A 16,768-nucleotide genomic window follows, 5' to 3' on the forward strand; every position below is an offset into this window, starting at 1 on the left:
GTAACTTTACGCTGTAATCCAGCCGTAACCGTGCGGGTGCTGTTTTTATAAACAATGTGTTTTCAACCCGTTATACTTAAAGAACGTTGTATTGCTCAGGAGTAATAATGGTTAAGGACATACTGGCGCCAGGGCTACGGGTGGTTTTTTGCGGCATCAATCCGGGACTCTCCTCGGCGAATACCGGCTTTCCGTTTGCGCATCCCGCGAATCGTTTTTGGAAAGTTATTCATTTGGCCGGTTTCACCGATCGACAGTTGAAACCGGAAGAGGCGGAAAAATTACTGGATTTTCGCTGCGGGGTAACGAAACTCGTCGACCGACCGACGGTACAAGCGACTGAGGTGAAGTTGCATGAATTACGTAGCGGCGGACGAAACCTGATTGAAAAAATAGAGGACTACCAGCCCGCGGCGCTGGCGGTGCTTGGTAAACAGGCTTTTGAACAGGGGTTCAGCCAGCGCGGTATCGCCTGGGGTAAACAAAAGATCGCCATTGGCGCGACGATGGTGTGGGTGTTGCCGAATCCCAGCGGCTTAAACCGAATTAAAACGGAAAAACTGGTCGAGGCCTATCGCGAACTGGATCAAGCGCTCATTATGCGTGGGCTATAGCAATGGGGAATGAGGGCGCGAATACTCGCGCTGTGTAGAAATTCTGCAGGCCAAATAGGGCGCTTGCGCATGGCCTGATAAAAAAACGCCGCCTTGCGGCGGCGTTTATACGTGTGCGGCGAATTAATCGTCGAGGAAGCTGCGCAGCACTTCAGAACGGCTCGGGTGGCGCAGTTTACGCAGCGCCTTCGCTTCGATCTGACGGATACGTTCGCGGGTAACATCGAACTGTTTACCCACTTCTTCCAGCGTGTGGTCGGTGTTCATATCGATACCGAAACGCATACGCAGCACTTTCGCTTCACGAGCGGTCAGGCCAGCCAAAACGTCGTGAGTGGCGGCACGCAGGCTCTCGGTAGTGGCAGAGTCCAGCGGCAGCTCGAGGGTGGTATCCTCGATGAAATCACCCAGATGCGAATCTTCATCGTCGCCGATCGGCGTTTCCATGGAGATTGGCTCTTTGGCAATCTTTAGCACCTTACGAATTTTATCTTCCGGCATCAGCATCCGTTCAGCCAGCTCTTCCGGCGTTGGCTCGCGGCCCATCTCTTGCAGCATCTGGCGAGAAATACGGTTGAGCTTGTTGATGGTCTCAATCATATGCACCGGAATACGGATGGTGCGCGCCTGATCGGCGATAGAACGGGTGATCGCCTGACGGATCCACCAGGTTGCATAGGTGGAGAATTTGTAGCCGCGACGGTATTCGAACTTATCTACCGCTTTCATCAGACCGATGTTGCCTTCCTGAATCAGATCAAGGAATTGCAAGCCACGGTTGGTGTATTTCTTAGCGATAGAAATAACCAGACGCAAGTTCGCTTCAACCATCTCTTTCTTCGCACGGCGGGCTTTCGCTTCCCCGATGGACATGCGACGGTTGATGTCTTTCACCTGTTCGATGGTCAGACCGGTCTCTTCTTCAATCTGCCGCAGTTTTTGCAGGCAGCGTTGCACTTCTTCCGCGACATCGTGCAGTTTTTCCGACCACGGTTTGTTCATCGCGATAGCGGCATTGAACCAGGTTTCGCTGGTTTCATTACCGGTAAACAGCGTGATAAAGTTCTTCTTCGGCATTTTGCACTGCTCGACGCAGAGCTTCATGATCAGACGTTCCTGGGTACGCACGCGATCCATCATCACGCGCATACTGTTGACCAGATAGTCGAATTGCTTCGGTACCAGACGGAACTGTTTGAACACTTCAGACAGCTTCAGAATCTCTTCCTGCGCGGCAGCATGGCTGCGGCCTTTCGCTTTGATGGTGTCGCGCGTAACGACGTATTGCGCGCGCAGCTCAGCGAATTTTTCGCGTGCCAGTTCAGGGTCAATGCTGTTGTCGTCATCGGCGGCGTCATCGTCGCCGTCTTCTTCATCTTCGTCTTCGTCATCATCCAGGTCTTCCTGGGAGAGTTCAGAACCGACGTGAGTTGCGGTCGGCGCCATCTCTTCTTCCGCGTTCGGATCGACAAAGCCGGTGATAAGATCGGACAAACGAGCCTCTTCAGCCTCAACGCGCTCGTACTGTTCCAGCAGATAGGTAATGGCTTCCGGGTATTCGGCAACGGAGCATTGAACCTGGTTGATCCCGTCTTCGATACGTTTAGCGATGTCGATTTCGCCTTCCCGGGTCAACAGTTCAACAGTACCCATTTCACGCATATACATGCGTACCGGGTCAGTCGTACGACCGATTTCAGACTCAACACTGGACAGAACTTGTGCAGCAGCTTCTTCCGCATCTTCATCGGTGCTGGTGGTATTTTCAGCCAGCAGCAGATCATCGGCATCAGGCGCTTCTTCCATTACCTGAATACCCATGTCGTTGATCATTTGGATGATATCTTCAATTTGATCTGAATCGACGATATCTTCCGGCAGATGGTCATTGACCTCAGCATAGGTCAGATAGCCTTGCTCCTTACCACGGGTGACAAGAAGTTTCAGCTGTGACTGCGGGTTTTGCTCCATAAGACGGTATCCACACTTATTCGTTTGATTGGTGTCGACGGTATAGCTGTCGACATTTAAAGCGAGGGCATACTTATATTTTGGCCGCTGCCTCTCACTGCGGCTGTCGGGGGCTTCCCGATCGATATGCGGCATTTAAGCCGTTAAATTCATTTTCTGGCCAGCTCCTGGTTTAACGTCCAGAGCTCTCGGCGTTCTTCGCTGCTTAAACCGTGAGTGCGATCGCGAGCGATCAGCTCTTCTTGTCGCAGTTGCAGCAGCGAATCAAACATATGGTTGAGTGAGTCGGTAAAGGTCTTTTCGGCAATCGCCTTATCTGCTATATCGTCCCACATCGATAATTTTTCAAGGGTCGCAGCATCATTTGTGCCACGGTAGAGTTCCAGAAGTTGTCCGGTAGTAAGACCTGGCTGAGCCAAACAAGTTTTGACCAATTCTTTAAATAAGCCAAGTCCAGGCAGCTTATTCTGATCCAGCGCGTCTAAGGGCGGCACTAACGGCGCGAGATCCGGGTTTTGCACCAGTAATCCTATCAGTATACGCATGGTCGTGCGTTTTAGCTGCGGAGCCGGGCGGGAAACGCCGCTTTCCGCCTGTTTTGGCACTAAACGATCAAGCTGACTATCATCGAAAATGCCTAACTTCAGCCCCAACGTCTGGCGCAACTGAATACGGTGTGCGTCGCCAGGCACCTGATTAATGAGCGGCAGCGCCAGTGCGGCTAACTGCGTGCTGCCATCCGGCGAGCTTAAATCCACCTGCGGCAGGAGGCTATTAAACAGAAACGTAGAGAGCGGCTGCGCCTGCTCCATCCGCGCTTCAAAAGCCGCCTTGCCTTCTTTACGCACCAGCGTATCCGGGTCTTCGCCGTCAGGTAAAAACATAAAGCGTACCTGCCGACCGTCGGTCATATAAGGCATTGCTGTTTCCAGCGCTCTCCAGGCGGCATCACGGCCAGCCCGGTCGCCGTCGTAACAGCAAATTACGTTGTTCGTCGCCCGGAATAACATATGCATATGGTCTGCCGTGGTTGAGGTACCCAGCGAAGCGACCGCATAGTTAATGTCGTATTGCGCTAGTGCGACGACATCCATATAACCTTCGACCACAAGCAAGCGTTGCGGTTCAGCACTATATTGCTGAGCCTCATAAAGACCATATAGCTGGCGGCCTTTATGGAAAATGTCCGTTTCCGGAGAGTTAAGGTATTTCGGCGTGTCGTTCCCCAGTACTCGACCGCCAAAACCAATCACCCTGCCGCGTTTGTCCCGAATAGGGAACATGACCCGATTACGGAAACGATCGTAAGTGCTGCCCTGCTCGTTATTGACCAGCATCCCGGCATCCAGCAACAATGCCTTGTTATCGCTGTTATTACCGAAGCGCTTTAACGCGTTATCCCACCCTGGCGGCGCGAAGCCAATGGCGAAACGCTGAATAATTTCAGCGCTCAGACCGCGCTTTTGCAGATAGTCACGCGCAGGTTTTGCCGCAGGATGGGTAAGCGACTGCTGATAAAAGTCATTCAGACCATTCATCAACTGATAGAGGTTTTGCCGTTGATGGCGCTCTATCTGGCTAAGCCCGGTGCCTGCTTCATAGGGAATTTCCAGGTTATGCATGGCCGCTAATTCTTCGACGGTTTCGACAAATTCGAGCTTGTCGTAATTCATCAAAAAGTCGATCGCATTGCCATGCGCGCCGCATCCAAAGCAGTGATAAAACTGTTTTTCACCGTTTACGGTGAAAGAAGGGGTTTTCTCATTATGGAATGGACAACACGCGTGATAGTTCTTGCCCTGTTTCTTGAGTTTTACGCGCACGTCGATCAGATCGACGATATCGGTTCTCGCCAGCAGGTCATTAATGAATACGCGTGGGATTCGTCCAGCCATATGCCCCTTTTATACACGTCATTCTTCAGGCTGCCGTAGTGTTGGCTACGTTTGCTCACCCCTGTCGCTGACTTGCGTAAGCGCCGGGGATTTACTCTCTTGCCGCCTGGACGCAGCATGAATGATTTTGTGTATATGCTAATGCATAAACGAAAACAAGCCGCGCATTCCTTTCGGAAGCACGGCCTTACAACTACAACTCGATCTGAATTGAGAGCAGCCCGCTCTCAAAAGATTAGTACAGACGAGTACGGCGTGCGTTTTCGCGAGCCAGTTTCTTCGCGTGACGTTTCACTGCAGAAGCTTTAGCGCGCTTACGTTCGGTCGTCGGTTTTTCATAGAACTCACGACGACGAACTTCCGCCAGAACACCTGCTTTTTCGCAGGAACGCTTGAAGCGACGCAGAGCTACGTCGAACGGCTCGTTTTCACGTACTTTAATTACCGGCATGTGCCTCTCACCTTTGATTAATTCGGTTTGCCGCTGGCATCAACGCCAGCTTATTTCAAAATGGTGCGGAATTTTACTGCAATTGCTGCTGCTTTGTAAAGCACCGCGGCCTTTTTTGAAAGGGACTTTTATAAGGGGAGGGAGTATACACGAAGTCGGGACTGAGGGTATACATCCACCCGCATTCGACCTACACTGCGCGGTATTAGAGCGAGGTAAAACAAGTCATGCGTGTACTGGGTATTGAAACATCCTGCGATGAAACCGGCATCGCTATTTACGACGACAAAAAGGGTCTGTTAGCCAACCAATTGTATAGTCAGGTGAAATTACATGCTGACTACGGCGGCGTAGTGCCTGAACTGGCTTCCCGCGATCATGTGCGTAAAACCGTGCCGCTGATTCAGGCGGCATTAAAAGAAGCCGGTCTGACGGCGAGCGATATCGACGCGGTGGCCTATACCGCAGGCCCGGGCCTGGTCGGCGCGCTGCTGGTCGGCGCAACCGTCGGGCGTTCACTGGCATTTGCCTGGAATGTGCCGGCCATTCCTGTACACCATATGGAAGGTCATCTGCTGGCGCCAATGCTGGAAGATAATCCCCCGGAATTCCCGTTTGTGGCGCTACTGGTCTCCGGCGGACATACGCAGCTCATTAGCGTGACCGGAATCGGTCAGTACGAACTGCTGGGAGAGTCGATTGACGATGCCGCCGGTGAAGCGTTTGATAAAACCGCCAAATTGTTGGGGCTGGATTATCCTGGCGGCCCGATGCTGTCGAAAATGGCGTCGCAGGGGACGGCGGGGCGTTTTGTCTTTCCGCGCCCGATGACCGATCGTCCGGGGCTGGATTTTAGTTTTTCCGGTCTGAAAACCTTTGCCGCTAACACCATTCGTAGTAATGGCGGCGACGAACAAACTCGCGCTGATATCGCGCGCGCTTTTGAAGATGCGGTCGTGGATACGCTGATGATCAAGTGCAAGCGCGCGCTGGAAAGCACCGGTTTTAAGCGTCTGGTCATGGCGGGCGGCGTCAGCGCTAACCGCACGCTGCGCGCGAAGCTTGCCGAAATGATGCAAAAACGCCGCGGCGAAGTGTTCTATGCGCGTCCGGAGTTTTGTACCGACAACGGGGCGATGATCGCCTATGCCGGAATGGTGCGGTTTAAGGCGGGCGTTACGGCGGATCTTGGCGTAACGGTACGTCCGCGCTGGCCGCTGGCCGAGCTGCCGGCGGCGTAAAAGCGGAGAAAGGGGGCGACATCATGCCGCCCCAACGGGTTTACAGCAAAACGACGGGCATCCACAACAGCCTGGAGACGATCAGCAGCACCAGGAAGATCAGGCCGAAAATCGCGCCTAACCACGCCAATGGTGGAAGGGTGACGCGCGGCGGATTCGATATGTAAGCCCATCAACCGAGCTATTGCCGGTCAACCCTTGTGGGCCGATCCCCAGACGGTTGCGGCCCTCTTCCAGACGCAGCTCCAGCTCAATCTTTGTGGCGTTTCTTTTTCAGCTTCGTCCAGATTTTCGTCTCCTGGCGACGCCACAGACGCTGGATGTTGTCATGATGGCGCAGCAAAATGAGACATGACAGCATCGATACCGGGAAGGTGAACTGCGGTTTAAACCACCAGACGTAAAACGGCGCAATCAAGGCGCTGACAATCGCCCCTAACGATGAATAACCGCTTAACAGGACCGTCAGCAGCCAGGTGCCTGCCATGACGCCGGTTAAATCCCAGCCGATGGGCGCGATGGCGCCAAACGCGGTTGCTACGCCTTTCCCACCTTTAAAGCCAAAAAAGACCGGCCAGATATGCCCCAGACAGGCGGCGATAGCGATAAGCCCCAGCCAGAAAGGGGTAACGCCTAACGCATACGCGCCCCAGACGGGCAACATACCTTTAAGGATGTCAAAAATAAGTACCGCGACAGCCGCTCCCTTGCCACCGATTCGTAATACGTTCGTCGCGCCCGGGTTGCCGGAGCCGCTTTCTCGCGGATCGGGCAGCCCGGCGATGCGGCAAACCAGAATGGCACTGGAAATTGAGCCGCAGAGGTACGCGAAGAGGATCATTCCAGGCGCGATTGCACTCATAAGCTGTTCCGTATTGAAAGTGTCGTTTTATTTACTATTTCTGTGGATAATACGCACATTTCGCCGGAAGTGGTATCCGGGTTAGCCAAAAAGCAGGCAGGTCGTGATGGATATTGTATTTATAGAGCAACTTTCGGTAATCACCACTATCGGTGTTTACGACTGGGAACAGACTATCGAGCAAAAACTGGTGTTCGATATCGAAATGGCATGGGATAACCGCAAGTCGGCGAAAAGCGATGATGTCGCAGATTGTCTAAGTTACGCGGATATCGCCGACACGGTGATAAATCATGTTGAAGGCGGGCGTTTTGCTCTGGTCGAGCGTGTGGCGGAAGAGGTGGCGGATCTGCTGCTTAGCCGATTCAATTCTCCGTGGGTTCGCATCAAACTGAGTAAGCCTGGCGCCGTCGCGCGCGCGGCGAACGTAGGGGTAATTATTGAGCGTGGCAATAATCTGAAATAAAAATAAATAATTTTATATTTTTTAAACCAAACGGTTATATATGGGGTCTTAACGCGAGATCCATTTTTGCAGTGTTTTTCATTTTAGGGGTTTATTGATGAGCGATATGCACTCGCTGCTGATAGCGGCAATTTTGGGTGTGGTCGAAGGATTGACGGAGTTTTTGCCGGTATCCAGCACGGGCCATATGATTATTGTGGGTCATCTGCTGGGGTTTGAAGGCGATACGGCCAAGACATTCGAAGTGGTGATTCAACTTGGATCTATTCTGGCGGTCGTGGTGATGTTCTGGCGGCGGTTGTTTGGTCTCATCGGTATTCACTTTGGCCGCCCGCTACAGCGTGAAGGTGAAAGTAAAGGTCGATTAACGTTGATTCACATCCTGCTGGGCATGATTCCGGCGGTGGTGCTGGGGTTAGTCTTTCATGACACGATCAAGTCGCTATTTAACCCAATTAACGTGATGTACGCGCTGGTGGTAGGCGGTCTGTTGCTGATTGCCGCCGAGTGCCTGAAGCCGAAAGAACCGCGCGCGCCGGGGCTGGATGATATGACGTATCGTCAGGCGTTTATGATTGGCTGTTTCCAGTGTCTGGCGCTGTGGCCGGGCTTCTCGCGTTCCGGAGCGACCATTTCCGGTGGGATGCTGATGGGCGTCAGCCGTTACGCCGCCTCTGAGTTCTCGTTCTTACTGGCTGTGCCGATGATGATGGGCGCAACGGTTCTGGATCTCTACAAAAGTTGGTCATTCCTGACCGCAGCGGATATTCCAATGTTCGCGGTGGGCTTTGTGACGGCGTTTGTGGTGGCGCTGATCGCTATCAAGACCTTCCTGCAACTGATTAAGCGTATCTCGTTTATTCCGTTTGCGATTTACCGCTTTGTGGTGGCGGCTGCCGTTTACGTTGTCTTCTTCTGATGATTGACCGTGCCGGATGGCGGAGTACCGCCTTGTCCGGCCTAACTGTTTTGTCGGTCTGATAAGCGCAGCGCCATCAGGCAATTTATCGTGCCGGATGGCGTTTAGCTGGCGGGGTTCGGGCAGCGCTTCTCTTTCCAGTTGGCGACCGCTGCAATTCGTCGCTTCGTCAGCTCCTCGCGAATCTCAATGCCCTTAAATCCGGCCTCCACCACCTCTTTCGTCGGTACCGCTTGGGCCACCTGCCAGGCTTCGCGCAGCCAGCGCCCCTGCGGGTAATCCGACGCTTCAAATCCGGTACGTCCACGGACATCGGCTTCGCTGGTCAGCGCAATCTGCTCGACGCGCTGCGGTTTACGCCATGCATCAATGGCGTCAAACAGCTTAACGATCGTTTTCGGCTGGAGTATCGGAAAGGTGTGGATCAGATCATGGTATTCGGCGACCAGTTTAGCTAAATCACGCAGGTCATTGGGGACGCGCAAACGCTGGCATAACTGTTCGACCAGTTTCACGCCCGCCGGGCCGTGGCCATGATGGCGCGGCCAGAGGTTTTTCGGCGTTAAGCCTTTGCCCAGATCATGACAAAGCGTGGCGAAACGGACATCAAGCTGCGGACTGAGCATGGCGGCCATCGACAGCGTCATCAACGTATGAACTCCGGTATCAATTTCCGGATGCCACTTTGCCGGCGCGGGTACGCCAAACAGGGCGTCGATTTCCGGAAACAGGACGCGCAGGGCGCCGCAGTCGCGCAATACCTGGAAGTAAACCTGCGGATTGCGGGTGGTAAGCGCATTTTCCGTCTCTTTCCATACCCGTTCCGGCGTCAGATGTTCCAGCTCGCCTGCCGCGGTCATTTCGCGCATTAGCGCCAGTGTTTCATCGGCGATACGGAAACTAAGATGAGCGTAACGGGCAGCAAAACGCGCCACGCGCAATACGCGCAAGGGATCTTCGCCAAACGCGGGAGAGACATGGCGCAGTAGACGTGCCTCCAGATCCCGGCGCCCGTGGTAAGGGTCGATAATCTGGCCGGCATCGTCGCGCGCCAGAGCATTAATGGTCAGATCGCGACGCTGGAGATCGGCTTCCAGGGTAACGTCCGGCGCGGCATAACAGGTGAAGCCCGTGTAGCCGGAACCGGATTTACGCTCAGTACGCGCCAGCGCGTATTCTTCGTGAGTTTGCGGATGGAGAAACACAGGAAAATCACGGCCTACCTGCTGGTAGCCCGCATCAAGCATCTCCTGCGGCGTGGCGCCGACAACGACCCAATCTTTATCTTTAACCGGTAGCCCTAACAACGCATCCCGAACCGCACCACCGACCAGATAAATCTTCACGCCACTTTCCTTTTAAAAACGATCATCCTCTAATGATAAGACAGTGCCGCAGAGAAGGCGATTTAGTTCATCCAGCGGTCTTTGCGTTTACGGCTTGGGATCATATGCGGCAGCACCAGCCCTAACAGCAAGCCAATACCCAATACGCCGCCGCCATACATAAACCACTGCATAATAATGGTGCGCTGTTTGTCATCCAGTTGCAGATTCGCGGCGCTAACTTTTTTCTGCGCGACAATCAGCTCGTTTTTCAGCTTCTGGTTCTCTTCTTTTAGCCCGTTGATGACGCTGTCGCTTTGCGCCACTTTCTGCTGCATATCGGCGGTGCGCTGATTCCACGTGGTATCAATATTGTTGAGTTTATCAGTCAACGTTTTGACCTGATTTTCCAGATCCGGCACGCGGGTACGCAGGCTTGGCGTGGTATTCAGTTCTTTTAACGGTATCCAGGCAGTACGACCAGAACTGTCTTTGATTTGACCATAGTTGGCATCGCTCTGTAAGAGCGTGACTTCCTCGCCGGCGTTGACGGTACCCACAAGGCGATAATTATCTCCCGGACCGCTGCGGACCCAGGTATTCAGTTCATCAGAAACGTAACGCGTCTCTTCAGCATGAGAGACGGCGGTGGCGCTAAGCGCAAGTAAAGTTAGTCCAATCAGGCGTAATTTTGGCATCAGGCTGTCGTTATTGTCAGAGAAAGTGGAACGATAGTAACGGCATCAGTGTCGCTACGCAAAGTAGTCGACATCAATCGGAATCATCTGTGTCGCCTTTGCCGCTACGTCAAACTTTTACGCCCGTCAAATTGCTCGTTGCATGGCAATTTGGCGCAAAATACTATCTACTGACAAAAATAATGCGGGTAAGTTCGCCAAGAATCTTCCCAGATGTGACATAACCCATAAGTACAAGGCCATGGCTCAGGAAATCGAATTAAAGTTTATCGTCAATCACGACGCCGTAGATGCGCTGCGAAATCATCTTCATACGCTCGGCGGCGAGCATCATGCGCCCAGCCAGTTGCTGAATATCTACTTCGAAACGCCTGATAACTGGCTACGCCGCCATGATATGGGGCTGCGTATTCGTGGTGAAAATGGGCGCTATGAAATGACCATGAAAATTGCCGGCCGGGTAACGGGGGGGCTGCACCAGCGACCCGAATACAATGTCGCGCTAAGCGAACCCGTGCTGGATCTGACGCAACTTCCGGCGGAGGTCTGGCCGGATGGCAACCTGCCCGCCGGCCTGGCATCAAGCGTACAGCCGCTGTTCAGTACCGATTTTTACCGGGAAAAATGGTGTCTGGACGTTGACGGCAGCAGGATTGAAATTGCGCTCGATCTCGGCGACGTAAAAGCGGGCGAGTTTGCCGAACCGATTTGTGAGCTGGAGCTTGAGTTGCTTCGCGGCGATACGCGCGCCGTGTTAAAACTGGCGAAGCAACTGCTGTCGCAAACCGGTTTGCGTCAGGGCAGTCTGAGTAAGGCGGCGCGAGGTTATCACCTGGCGCAGGGGAATGCGCCGCGAGAGAATACACCAACGACAATTCTGCGGACCGCCGCGAAAGCCACGGTAGAGCAAGGGCTGGAGGCCTCGCTGGATCTGGCGTTGTCACAGTGGCAGTACCATGAAGAGCTCTGGCTGCGCGGCGACAAGTCGGCGAAAGAACACGTGCTGGATGCTATGGGGTTGGTGCGCCATGCCTTAATGCTCTTTGGTGGCATTGTTCCGCGTAAAGCGAGCGCTCACTTACGTGATCTACTTACCCAGGCGGAAGCGACGATGACATCCGCGGTGTCCGCCGTCACAGCCGTTTATAGTACGCAAACGGCGATGGCGAAACTGGCATTGACGGAATGGCTGGTGACGAAAGCCTGGCAGCCATTTCTGGACGCGAAGGCGCAGGCCAAAATGGCCGATTCTTTTAAGCGTTTCGCCGACATTCATCTTTCTCGTCATGCTGCTGAATTAAAAAAAGTTTTTGGACAACCGCTGGGTGATAAATATCGCGACCAGTTGCCGCGTTTGACTCGCGATATTGACAGCGTTTTACTGCTGGCCGGGTATTATGATGCGATGGTCGCGCAGGCATGGCTGGAGAACTGGCAGGGATTGCGTCACGCCATTATTACCGGGCAACGTATTGAAATTGAACATTTCCGTAATGAGGCCATCAACCAGCAGCCGTTCTGGTTGCACAGCGGAAAACGATAATCAGAACCGTAGAAAGCGCCTGATGACGCTGCGCTTATCAGGCTTACGGTATGCGGACTTGTAGGCCGGATCAGGCGAAACGCCGCCACCCGGCATTATTTAAAGGATATCCCCTAAATGACGCCGCTCTCTTCACCCTTATCGCAGTACTGGCAGACCGTTGTTGAGCGCCTACCAGAAGGATTTACTGAGACATCGCTTAGCGTGCAGGCGAAGTCAGTACTTACATTTAGCGATTTTGCGCTGGATAGCGTGATAGCGCATCCGGAGTGGCTTGCCGAACTGGAATCCGCATCGCCGCAGGCTGATGAATGGCGACATTATGCTGGCTGGTTACAGGAGGCGTTGGCAGGTGTCTGTGACGACGCCTCGCTGATGCGTGAACTGAGGTTTTTTCGTCGTCGCATCATGGTACGCATCGCCTGGGCGCAGACGCTGTCGCTGGTGGACGATGAGACTATTTTACAACAGTTGAGCCATCTGGCGGAGACGCTCATTGTGGGGGCGCGCGACTGGCTGTATGCCGCCTGTTGCCGCGAATGGGGAACCCCCTGTAACCCGCAGGGCGTTCCGCAGCCGCTGTTGATTTTAGGCATGGGCAAGCTGGGCGGCGGCGAACTGAATTTTTCGTCTGATATCGATCTGATTTTCGCCTGGCCGGAACATGGCGAGACCCGGGGCGGGCGTCGTGAACTCGATAACGCCCAGTTTTTTACGCGTCTCGGGCAGCGGCTGATCAAAGCGCTGGATCAGCCCACAATGGACGGTTTTGTCTATCGGGTGGACATGCGCCTGCGACCGTTTGGCGACAGCGGCCCGCTGGTACTGAGTTTTGCCGCGCTGGAGGATTACTATCAGGAGCAAGGACGCGACTGGGAACGCTACGCCATGGTGAAAGCGCGGCTAATGGGCGATAACGACGACGCCTGGTCTCGTGAATTACGCGCCATGCTGCGGCCTTTCGTTTTCCGCCGCTATATCGATTTCAGCGTCATCCAGTCGCTACGTAATATGAAAGGGATGATCGCCCGCGAAGTGCGACGCCGCGGTTTGAAAGACAACATTAAACTTGGCGCGGGCGGTATTCGTGAAATTGAGTTTATCGTGCAGGTATTCCAGCTCATCCGCGGCGGACGCGAGCCGTCGCTACAGTCGCGTTCGTTACTGCCGACGCTGGATGCTATCGCTGCGCTGCATTTGCTGCCTGAGAATGACGTGGCGCAACTGCGCGTGGCCTATCTTTTTCTACGTCGTCTGGAGAATCTGCTGCAAAGCATCAATGACGAACAGACGCAAACGTTGCCTGCCGACGATCTGAATCGGGCGCGGCTGGCCTGGGGAATGAAGGCGGAGAACTGGCCGCAGCTTGTTGGTGAACTGACGGATCATATGGCTAATGTACGCCGCGTATTCAACGAATTAATTGGCGATGATGAAGCCGATACCCCGCAGGAGGAAGAACGTTCAGAGCCGTGGCGTGAAGTATGGCAGGATGCGCTACAGGAGGATGATTCGACGCCAGTGCTGGCGCATTTAGCCGATGAGGAGCGGCGACAGGTTCTGACCCTCATCGCTGACTTCCGTAAGGAACTGGATAAACGCCCTATCGGCCCGCGCGGGCGGCAAGTGCTGGACCAACTGATGCCGCACCTGCTTGCTGATGTCTGTTCTCGCGAAGACGCCGCTGTTACGCTATCGCGGATAACGCCGTTGCTGGCGGGGATTGTCACTCGCACCACCTATCTGGAGCTGCTGAGCGAATTTCCCGGCGCGCTGAAACACCTGATTATGCTCTGCGCCGCTTCGCCAATGATAGCGAGCCAATTGGCGCGTTATCCGTTGTTGCTTGATGAACTGCTCGACCCCGGCACGCTTTATCAGCCGACGGCTACCGACGCTTACCGCGACGAATTACGCCAATATTTGCTGCGCGTGCCGGAAGAGGACGAAGAACAACAACTGGAGGCATTACGCCAGTTTAAACAGGCACAGCTTTTGCGGATTGCGGCGGCGGATATTGCCGGTACGCTGCCGGTGATGAAAGTAAGCGATCACCTCACATGGCTGGCGGAGGCGATGATTGATGCTGTGGTGCAGCAGGCGTGGACGCAAATGGTTGCGCGTTATGGTCAGCCAGCGCATCTGGACGAGCGCCAGGGGCGGGGGTTTGCGGTTGTCGGTTATGGCAAGTTGGGCGGATGGGAGCTGGGCTACAGTTCCGATCTGGATCTCATCTTCCTGCATGACTGTCCGATGGACGTCATGACCAACGGCGAACGCGAAATCGACGGGCGGCAGTTTTATCTGCGCCTGGCGCAGCGCATTATGCATCTGTTCAGTACGCGCACTTCCTCCGGCATTTTGTATGAGGTGGATGCGCGTCTACGCCCCTCTGGCGCGGCGGGAATGCTGGTGACTTCAGCGGACGCGTTTGCCGATTATCAGCAGCATGAAGCCTGGACCTGGGAACATCAGGCATTGGTACGCGCTCGCGTGGTATATGGCGACCCGCAGCTTACCTCACAGTTTGATGCGGTGCGCCGCACTATCATGACGACGGCGCGCGACGGCAAGACATTGCAGACTGAAGTGCGTGAAATGCGCGAGAAAATGCGGGCGCATCTCGGCAATAAGCATCGTGATCGTTTTGATATTAAAGCTGATGAAGGCGGTATTACGGATATTGAGTTTATCGCGCAATATCTGGTACTGCGCTACGCTCATGAAAAACCTAAATTAACGCGCTGGTCTGATAACGTGCGCATCCTGGAGCTTCTGGCGCAAAACGGCATTATGGATGAACACGAGGCGCAGGCGCTGACGGTAGCCTACACCACACTGCGTGATGAACTGCACCACCTGGCGTTGCAGGAGCTTCCCGGTCATGTGGCGCAGACGTGTTTTAGCAAAGAGCGCGCGCTGGTGCAGGCAAGCTGGCGGAAGTGGCTGGTAGCCGTTTGAATTATGCTATTATCGCGCGCAAATTTTGAATCTCTCAGGAGACAGGAATGAAAGTAAATCTGCCAGCGTTTGAACGTGCAGGCGTCATGGTTGTGGGTGATGTAATGCTGGATCGCTATTGGTATGGCCCCACTTGCCGTATTTCACCGGAAGCGCCGGTGCCCGTGGTTAAGGTAAATACCGTTGAGGAACGCCCGGGCGGCGCGGCGAACGTGGCGATGAACATTGCGTCTCTGGGAGCGAACGCCCGTCTGGTCGGCCTGACGGGTATTGATGACGCCGCGCGCGCGCTGAGCAAAACGCTGGCGGAGGTCAATGTGAAGTGCGACTTCGTTTCTGTGCCGACGCATCCGACGATTACCAAACTGCGCGTACTATCACGTAATCAGCAGCTCATTCGTCTTGATTTTGAAGAAGGCTTTGAGGGCGTGGACCCGCAGCCGTTGCATGAGCGTATCAACCAGGCGCTGGGATCGATCGGCGCGCTGGTATTGTCCGATTATGCCAAAGGCGCTCTGACCAGCGTGCAGACTATGATTTCCCTGGCGCGCCAGGCGGGCGTGCCGGTGCTCATCGATCCGAAAGGAACGGATTTTGAACGTTACCGCGGCGCCACGCTGCTGACGCCAAACCTTTCTGAATTTGAGGCGGTCGCGGGGAAATGTAAAAGCGAAGACGAACTGGTTGAACGCGGCATGAAACTCATTGCTGATTACGACCTTTCCGCGCTGTTGGTCACGCGTTCCGAACAGGGAATGACGCTGCTGCAACCGAATAAAGCGCCGCTACATATGCCGACGCAGGCGCAGGAAGTTTATGATGTTACCGGTGCGGGCGATACGGTGATCGGCGTGCTGGCGGCGACGCTGGCGGCGGGAAATACCCTGGAAGAGGCGTGTTATTTCGCCAATGCGGCGGCGGGCGTAGTGGTAGGTAAACTCGGGACGTCAACGGTTTCCCCTATTGAGCTGGAAAACGCAGTGCGCGGACGCGCGGATACCGGCTTCGGCGTTATGACCGAAGAGGAGTTGAGACAGGCCGTCGCCAGCGCGCGTAAGCGTGGCGAGAAAGTGGTCATGACCAACGGCGTTTTCGATATTCTGCACGCGGGCCATGTCTCTTATCTGGCGAACGCGCGCAAACTGGGCGACCGCCTGATTGTTGCGGTCAATAGTGACGCCTCGACTAAACGCCTGAAGGGCGAAAGCCGTCCGGTTAATCCGCTCGAACAGCGTATGATCGTGCTAGGCGCGCTGGAGTCGGTCGACTGGGTTGTCTCTTTTGAAGAGGATACGCCGCAACGACTGATTGCCGGTATTCTGCCGGATCTGCTGGTAAAAGGCGGCGACTATAAGCCGGAAGAGATCGCGGGCAGCGAAGAGGTCTGGGCCAACGGCGGTGAAGTCATGGTGCTGAACTTCGAAGATGGTTGTTCCACGACCAATATCATCAAAAAGATCCAGACCGAGAGCGAGAAGTAAAACCGCGTCATCAGGCGTTACAGACGCGGCGGGCGCTGATTTTGAAGGCGCGTCGGACATTTTGTTTCGACGCGTATCTCGCGGTTGACGCTGCTTTTTTTTCGACCTAAAGTAAAGGAATAAGGGTGAGAGGGGATCTCTCCCCCCCTCTGATTGTCTGTTAGTAAGCTGCGAAACTTATCAGTAACAGAACAATCAGTATGATGACCTGGTGCATCATAACCCTTTCCTTATTAAAGCCCCTTCCTCGGGAGGGGCTTTCCCGTTTCAGCCCCTTGCTGACATCGCGATTGTTGGTGAGTGGCCTGTCTGGCGCAAGGGCTTTCTCCCGCCGATTTTGC

General features: G+C 54.4%; 15 protein-coding genes and 1 pseudogene. 8 read left to right on the forward strand and 8 right to left on the reverse strand.

Translation table 11 applies throughout. The features are described from left to right. Positions 1-107: 107 nt before the first annotated feature. Complete coding sequence (gene mug, locus QEN31_RS03170) at positions 108-614, forward strand: G/U mismatch-specific DNA glycosylase (RefSeq protein WP_000237776.1); 507 nt, start codon at positions 108-110, stop codon at positions 612-614. Between the two features lie 123 nt (positions 615-737). Here mug and rpoD read toward each other — a convergent pair whose 3' ends face one another. From rpoD to rpsU, 3 genes are all read right to left on the reverse strand, one after another. Next, positions 738-2,585: an RNA polymerase sigma factor RpoD gene (gene rpoD, locus QEN31_RS03175; RefSeq protein WP_064239875.1), complete on the reverse strand. Its 1,848-nt coding sequence runs from the start codon at positions 2,583-2,585 to the stop codon at positions 738-740. Between the two features lie 149 nt (positions 2,586-2,734). After that, entirely contained in the window at positions 2,735-4,480 is a 1,746-nt protein-coding gene (gene dnaG / locus QEN31_RS03180; protein WP_000918865.1) for a DNA primase, read from the reverse strand. A gap of 235 nt (positions 4,481-4,715) precedes the next feature. Then, positions 4,716-4,931, reverse strand: a complete 216-nt coding sequence (gene rpsU, locus QEN31_RS03185; protein WP_001144069.1) for a 30S ribosomal protein S21 — start codon at positions 4,929-4,931, stop codon at positions 4,716-4,718. A gap of 227 nt (positions 4,932-5,158) precedes the next feature. Between rpsU and tsaD the strand changes: the two genes are divergently transcribed. Both tsaD and QEN31_RS03195 read left to right on the forward strand, forming a co-directional pair. Continuing rightward, a complete protein-coding gene (gene tsaD / locus QEN31_RS03190) occupies positions 5,159-6,172 on the forward strand; it encodes a tRNA (adenosine(37)-N6)-threonylcarbamoyltransferase complex transferase subunit TsaD (RefSeq protein WP_001264394.1) in 1,014 nt (337 codons plus the stop codon). Positions 6,173-6,195: 23 nt separating this feature from the next. Further along, positions 6,196-6,339, forward strand: coding sequence for a hypothetical protein (locus QEN31_RS03195; protein WP_001135050.1), 144 nt, complete (start codon positions 6,196-6,198; stop codon positions 6,337-6,339). On the opposite strand, the pseudogene QEN31_RS03200 reads toward QEN31_RS03195, so the two are convergent. Both QEN31_RS03200 and plsY read right to left on the reverse strand, forming a co-directional pair. Then, positions 6,295-6,439, reverse strand: a pseudogene (locus tag QEN31_RS03200) (fumarate hydratase); the annotation flags it as partial. The gene QEN31_RS03195 and the pseudogene QEN31_RS03200 sit on opposite strands and share 45 nt — an antisense overlap. Next, a complete protein-coding gene (plsY, locus tag QEN31_RS03205; RefSeq protein WP_099949605.1) occupies positions 6,423-7,034 on the reverse strand; it encodes a glycerol-3-phosphate 1-O-acyltransferase PlsY in 612 nt (203 codons plus the stop codon). The pseudogene QEN31_RS03200 and the gene plsY, both read right to left, overlap by 17 nt. Positions 7,035-7,140: 106 nt before the next feature. Here plsY and folB point away from each other — a divergent pair, with 106 nt between their 5' ends. After that, positions 7,141-7,500 (forward strand): bifunctional dihydroneopterin aldolase/7,8-dihydroneopterin epimerase, encoded by a 360-nt coding sequence (folB, locus tag QEN31_RS03210; protein ID WP_000355776.1) that lies wholly within the window; start codon positions 7,141-7,143, stop codon positions 7,498-7,500. A gap of 97 nt (positions 7,501-7,597) precedes the next feature. Continuing rightward, positions 7,598-8,419 (forward strand): undecaprenyl-diphosphate phosphatase, encoded by an 822-nt coding sequence (bacA, locus tag QEN31_RS03215; protein WP_001281933.1) that lies wholly within the window; start codon positions 7,598-7,600, stop codon positions 8,417-8,419. 104 nt (positions 8,420-8,523) lie between these two features. Here bacA and QEN31_RS03220 read toward each other — a convergent pair whose 3' ends face one another. Beyond that, positions 8,524-9,765 (reverse strand): multifunctional CCA addition/repair protein, encoded by a 1,242-nt coding sequence (locus QEN31_RS03220; protein WP_000708443.1) that lies wholly within the window; start codon positions 9,763-9,765, stop codon positions 8,524-8,526. Between the two features lie 62 nt (positions 9,766-9,827). Continuing rightward, a complete protein-coding gene (locus QEN31_RS03225) occupies positions 9,828-10,442 on the reverse strand; it encodes a TIGR04211 family SH3 domain-containing protein (RefSeq protein ID WP_001125344.1) in 615 nt (204 codons plus the stop codon). A gap of 241 nt (positions 10,443-10,683) precedes the next feature. On the opposite strand from QEN31_RS03225, the gene QEN31_RS03230 reads away from it, so the two are divergent. The 3 genes from QEN31_RS03230 (at position 10,684) to hldE (ending at position 16,427) form a co-directional block, all read left to right on the forward strand. Beyond that, a complete protein-coding gene (locus tag QEN31_RS03230) occupies positions 10,684-11,985 on the forward strand; it encodes a CYTH domain-containing protein (protein ID WP_000046230.1) in 1,302 nt (433 codons plus the stop codon). Between the two features lie 117 nt (positions 11,986-12,102). After that, positions 12,103-14,946: a bifunctional [glutamate--ammonia ligase]-adenylyl-L-tyrosine phosphorylase/[glutamate--ammonia-ligase] adenylyltransferase gene (gene glnE, locus QEN31_RS03235; RefSeq protein ID WP_000188309.1), complete on the forward strand. Its 2,844-nt coding sequence runs from the start codon at positions 12,103-12,105 to the stop codon at positions 14,944-14,946. Positions 14,947-14,993: 47 nt separating this feature from the next. Then, entirely contained in the window at positions 14,994-16,427 is a 1,434-nt protein-coding gene (hldE, locus tag QEN31_RS03240; RefSeq protein ID WP_000867682.1) for a bifunctional D-glycero-beta-D-manno-heptose-7-phosphate kinase/D-glycero-beta-D-manno-heptose 1-phosphate adenylyltransferase HldE, read from the forward strand. A gap of 160 nt (positions 16,428-16,587) precedes the next feature. On the opposite strand, the gene QEN31_RS03245 is transcribed toward hldE, so the two are convergent. Then, complete coding sequence (locus tag QEN31_RS03245; RefSeq protein ID WP_001804776.1) at positions 16,588-16,647, reverse strand: type I toxin-antitoxin system Ibs family toxin; 60 nt, start codon at positions 16,645-16,647, stop codon at positions 16,588-16,590. Between the last annotated feature and the right edge of the window lie 121 nt (positions 16,648-16,768).

It is taken from the genome of Salmonella sp. SA15303 (genome assembly GCF_029962125.1).
Lineage (GTDB): Bacteria > Pseudomonadota > Gammaproteobacteria > Enterobacterales > Enterobacteriaceae > Salmonella > Salmonella enterica.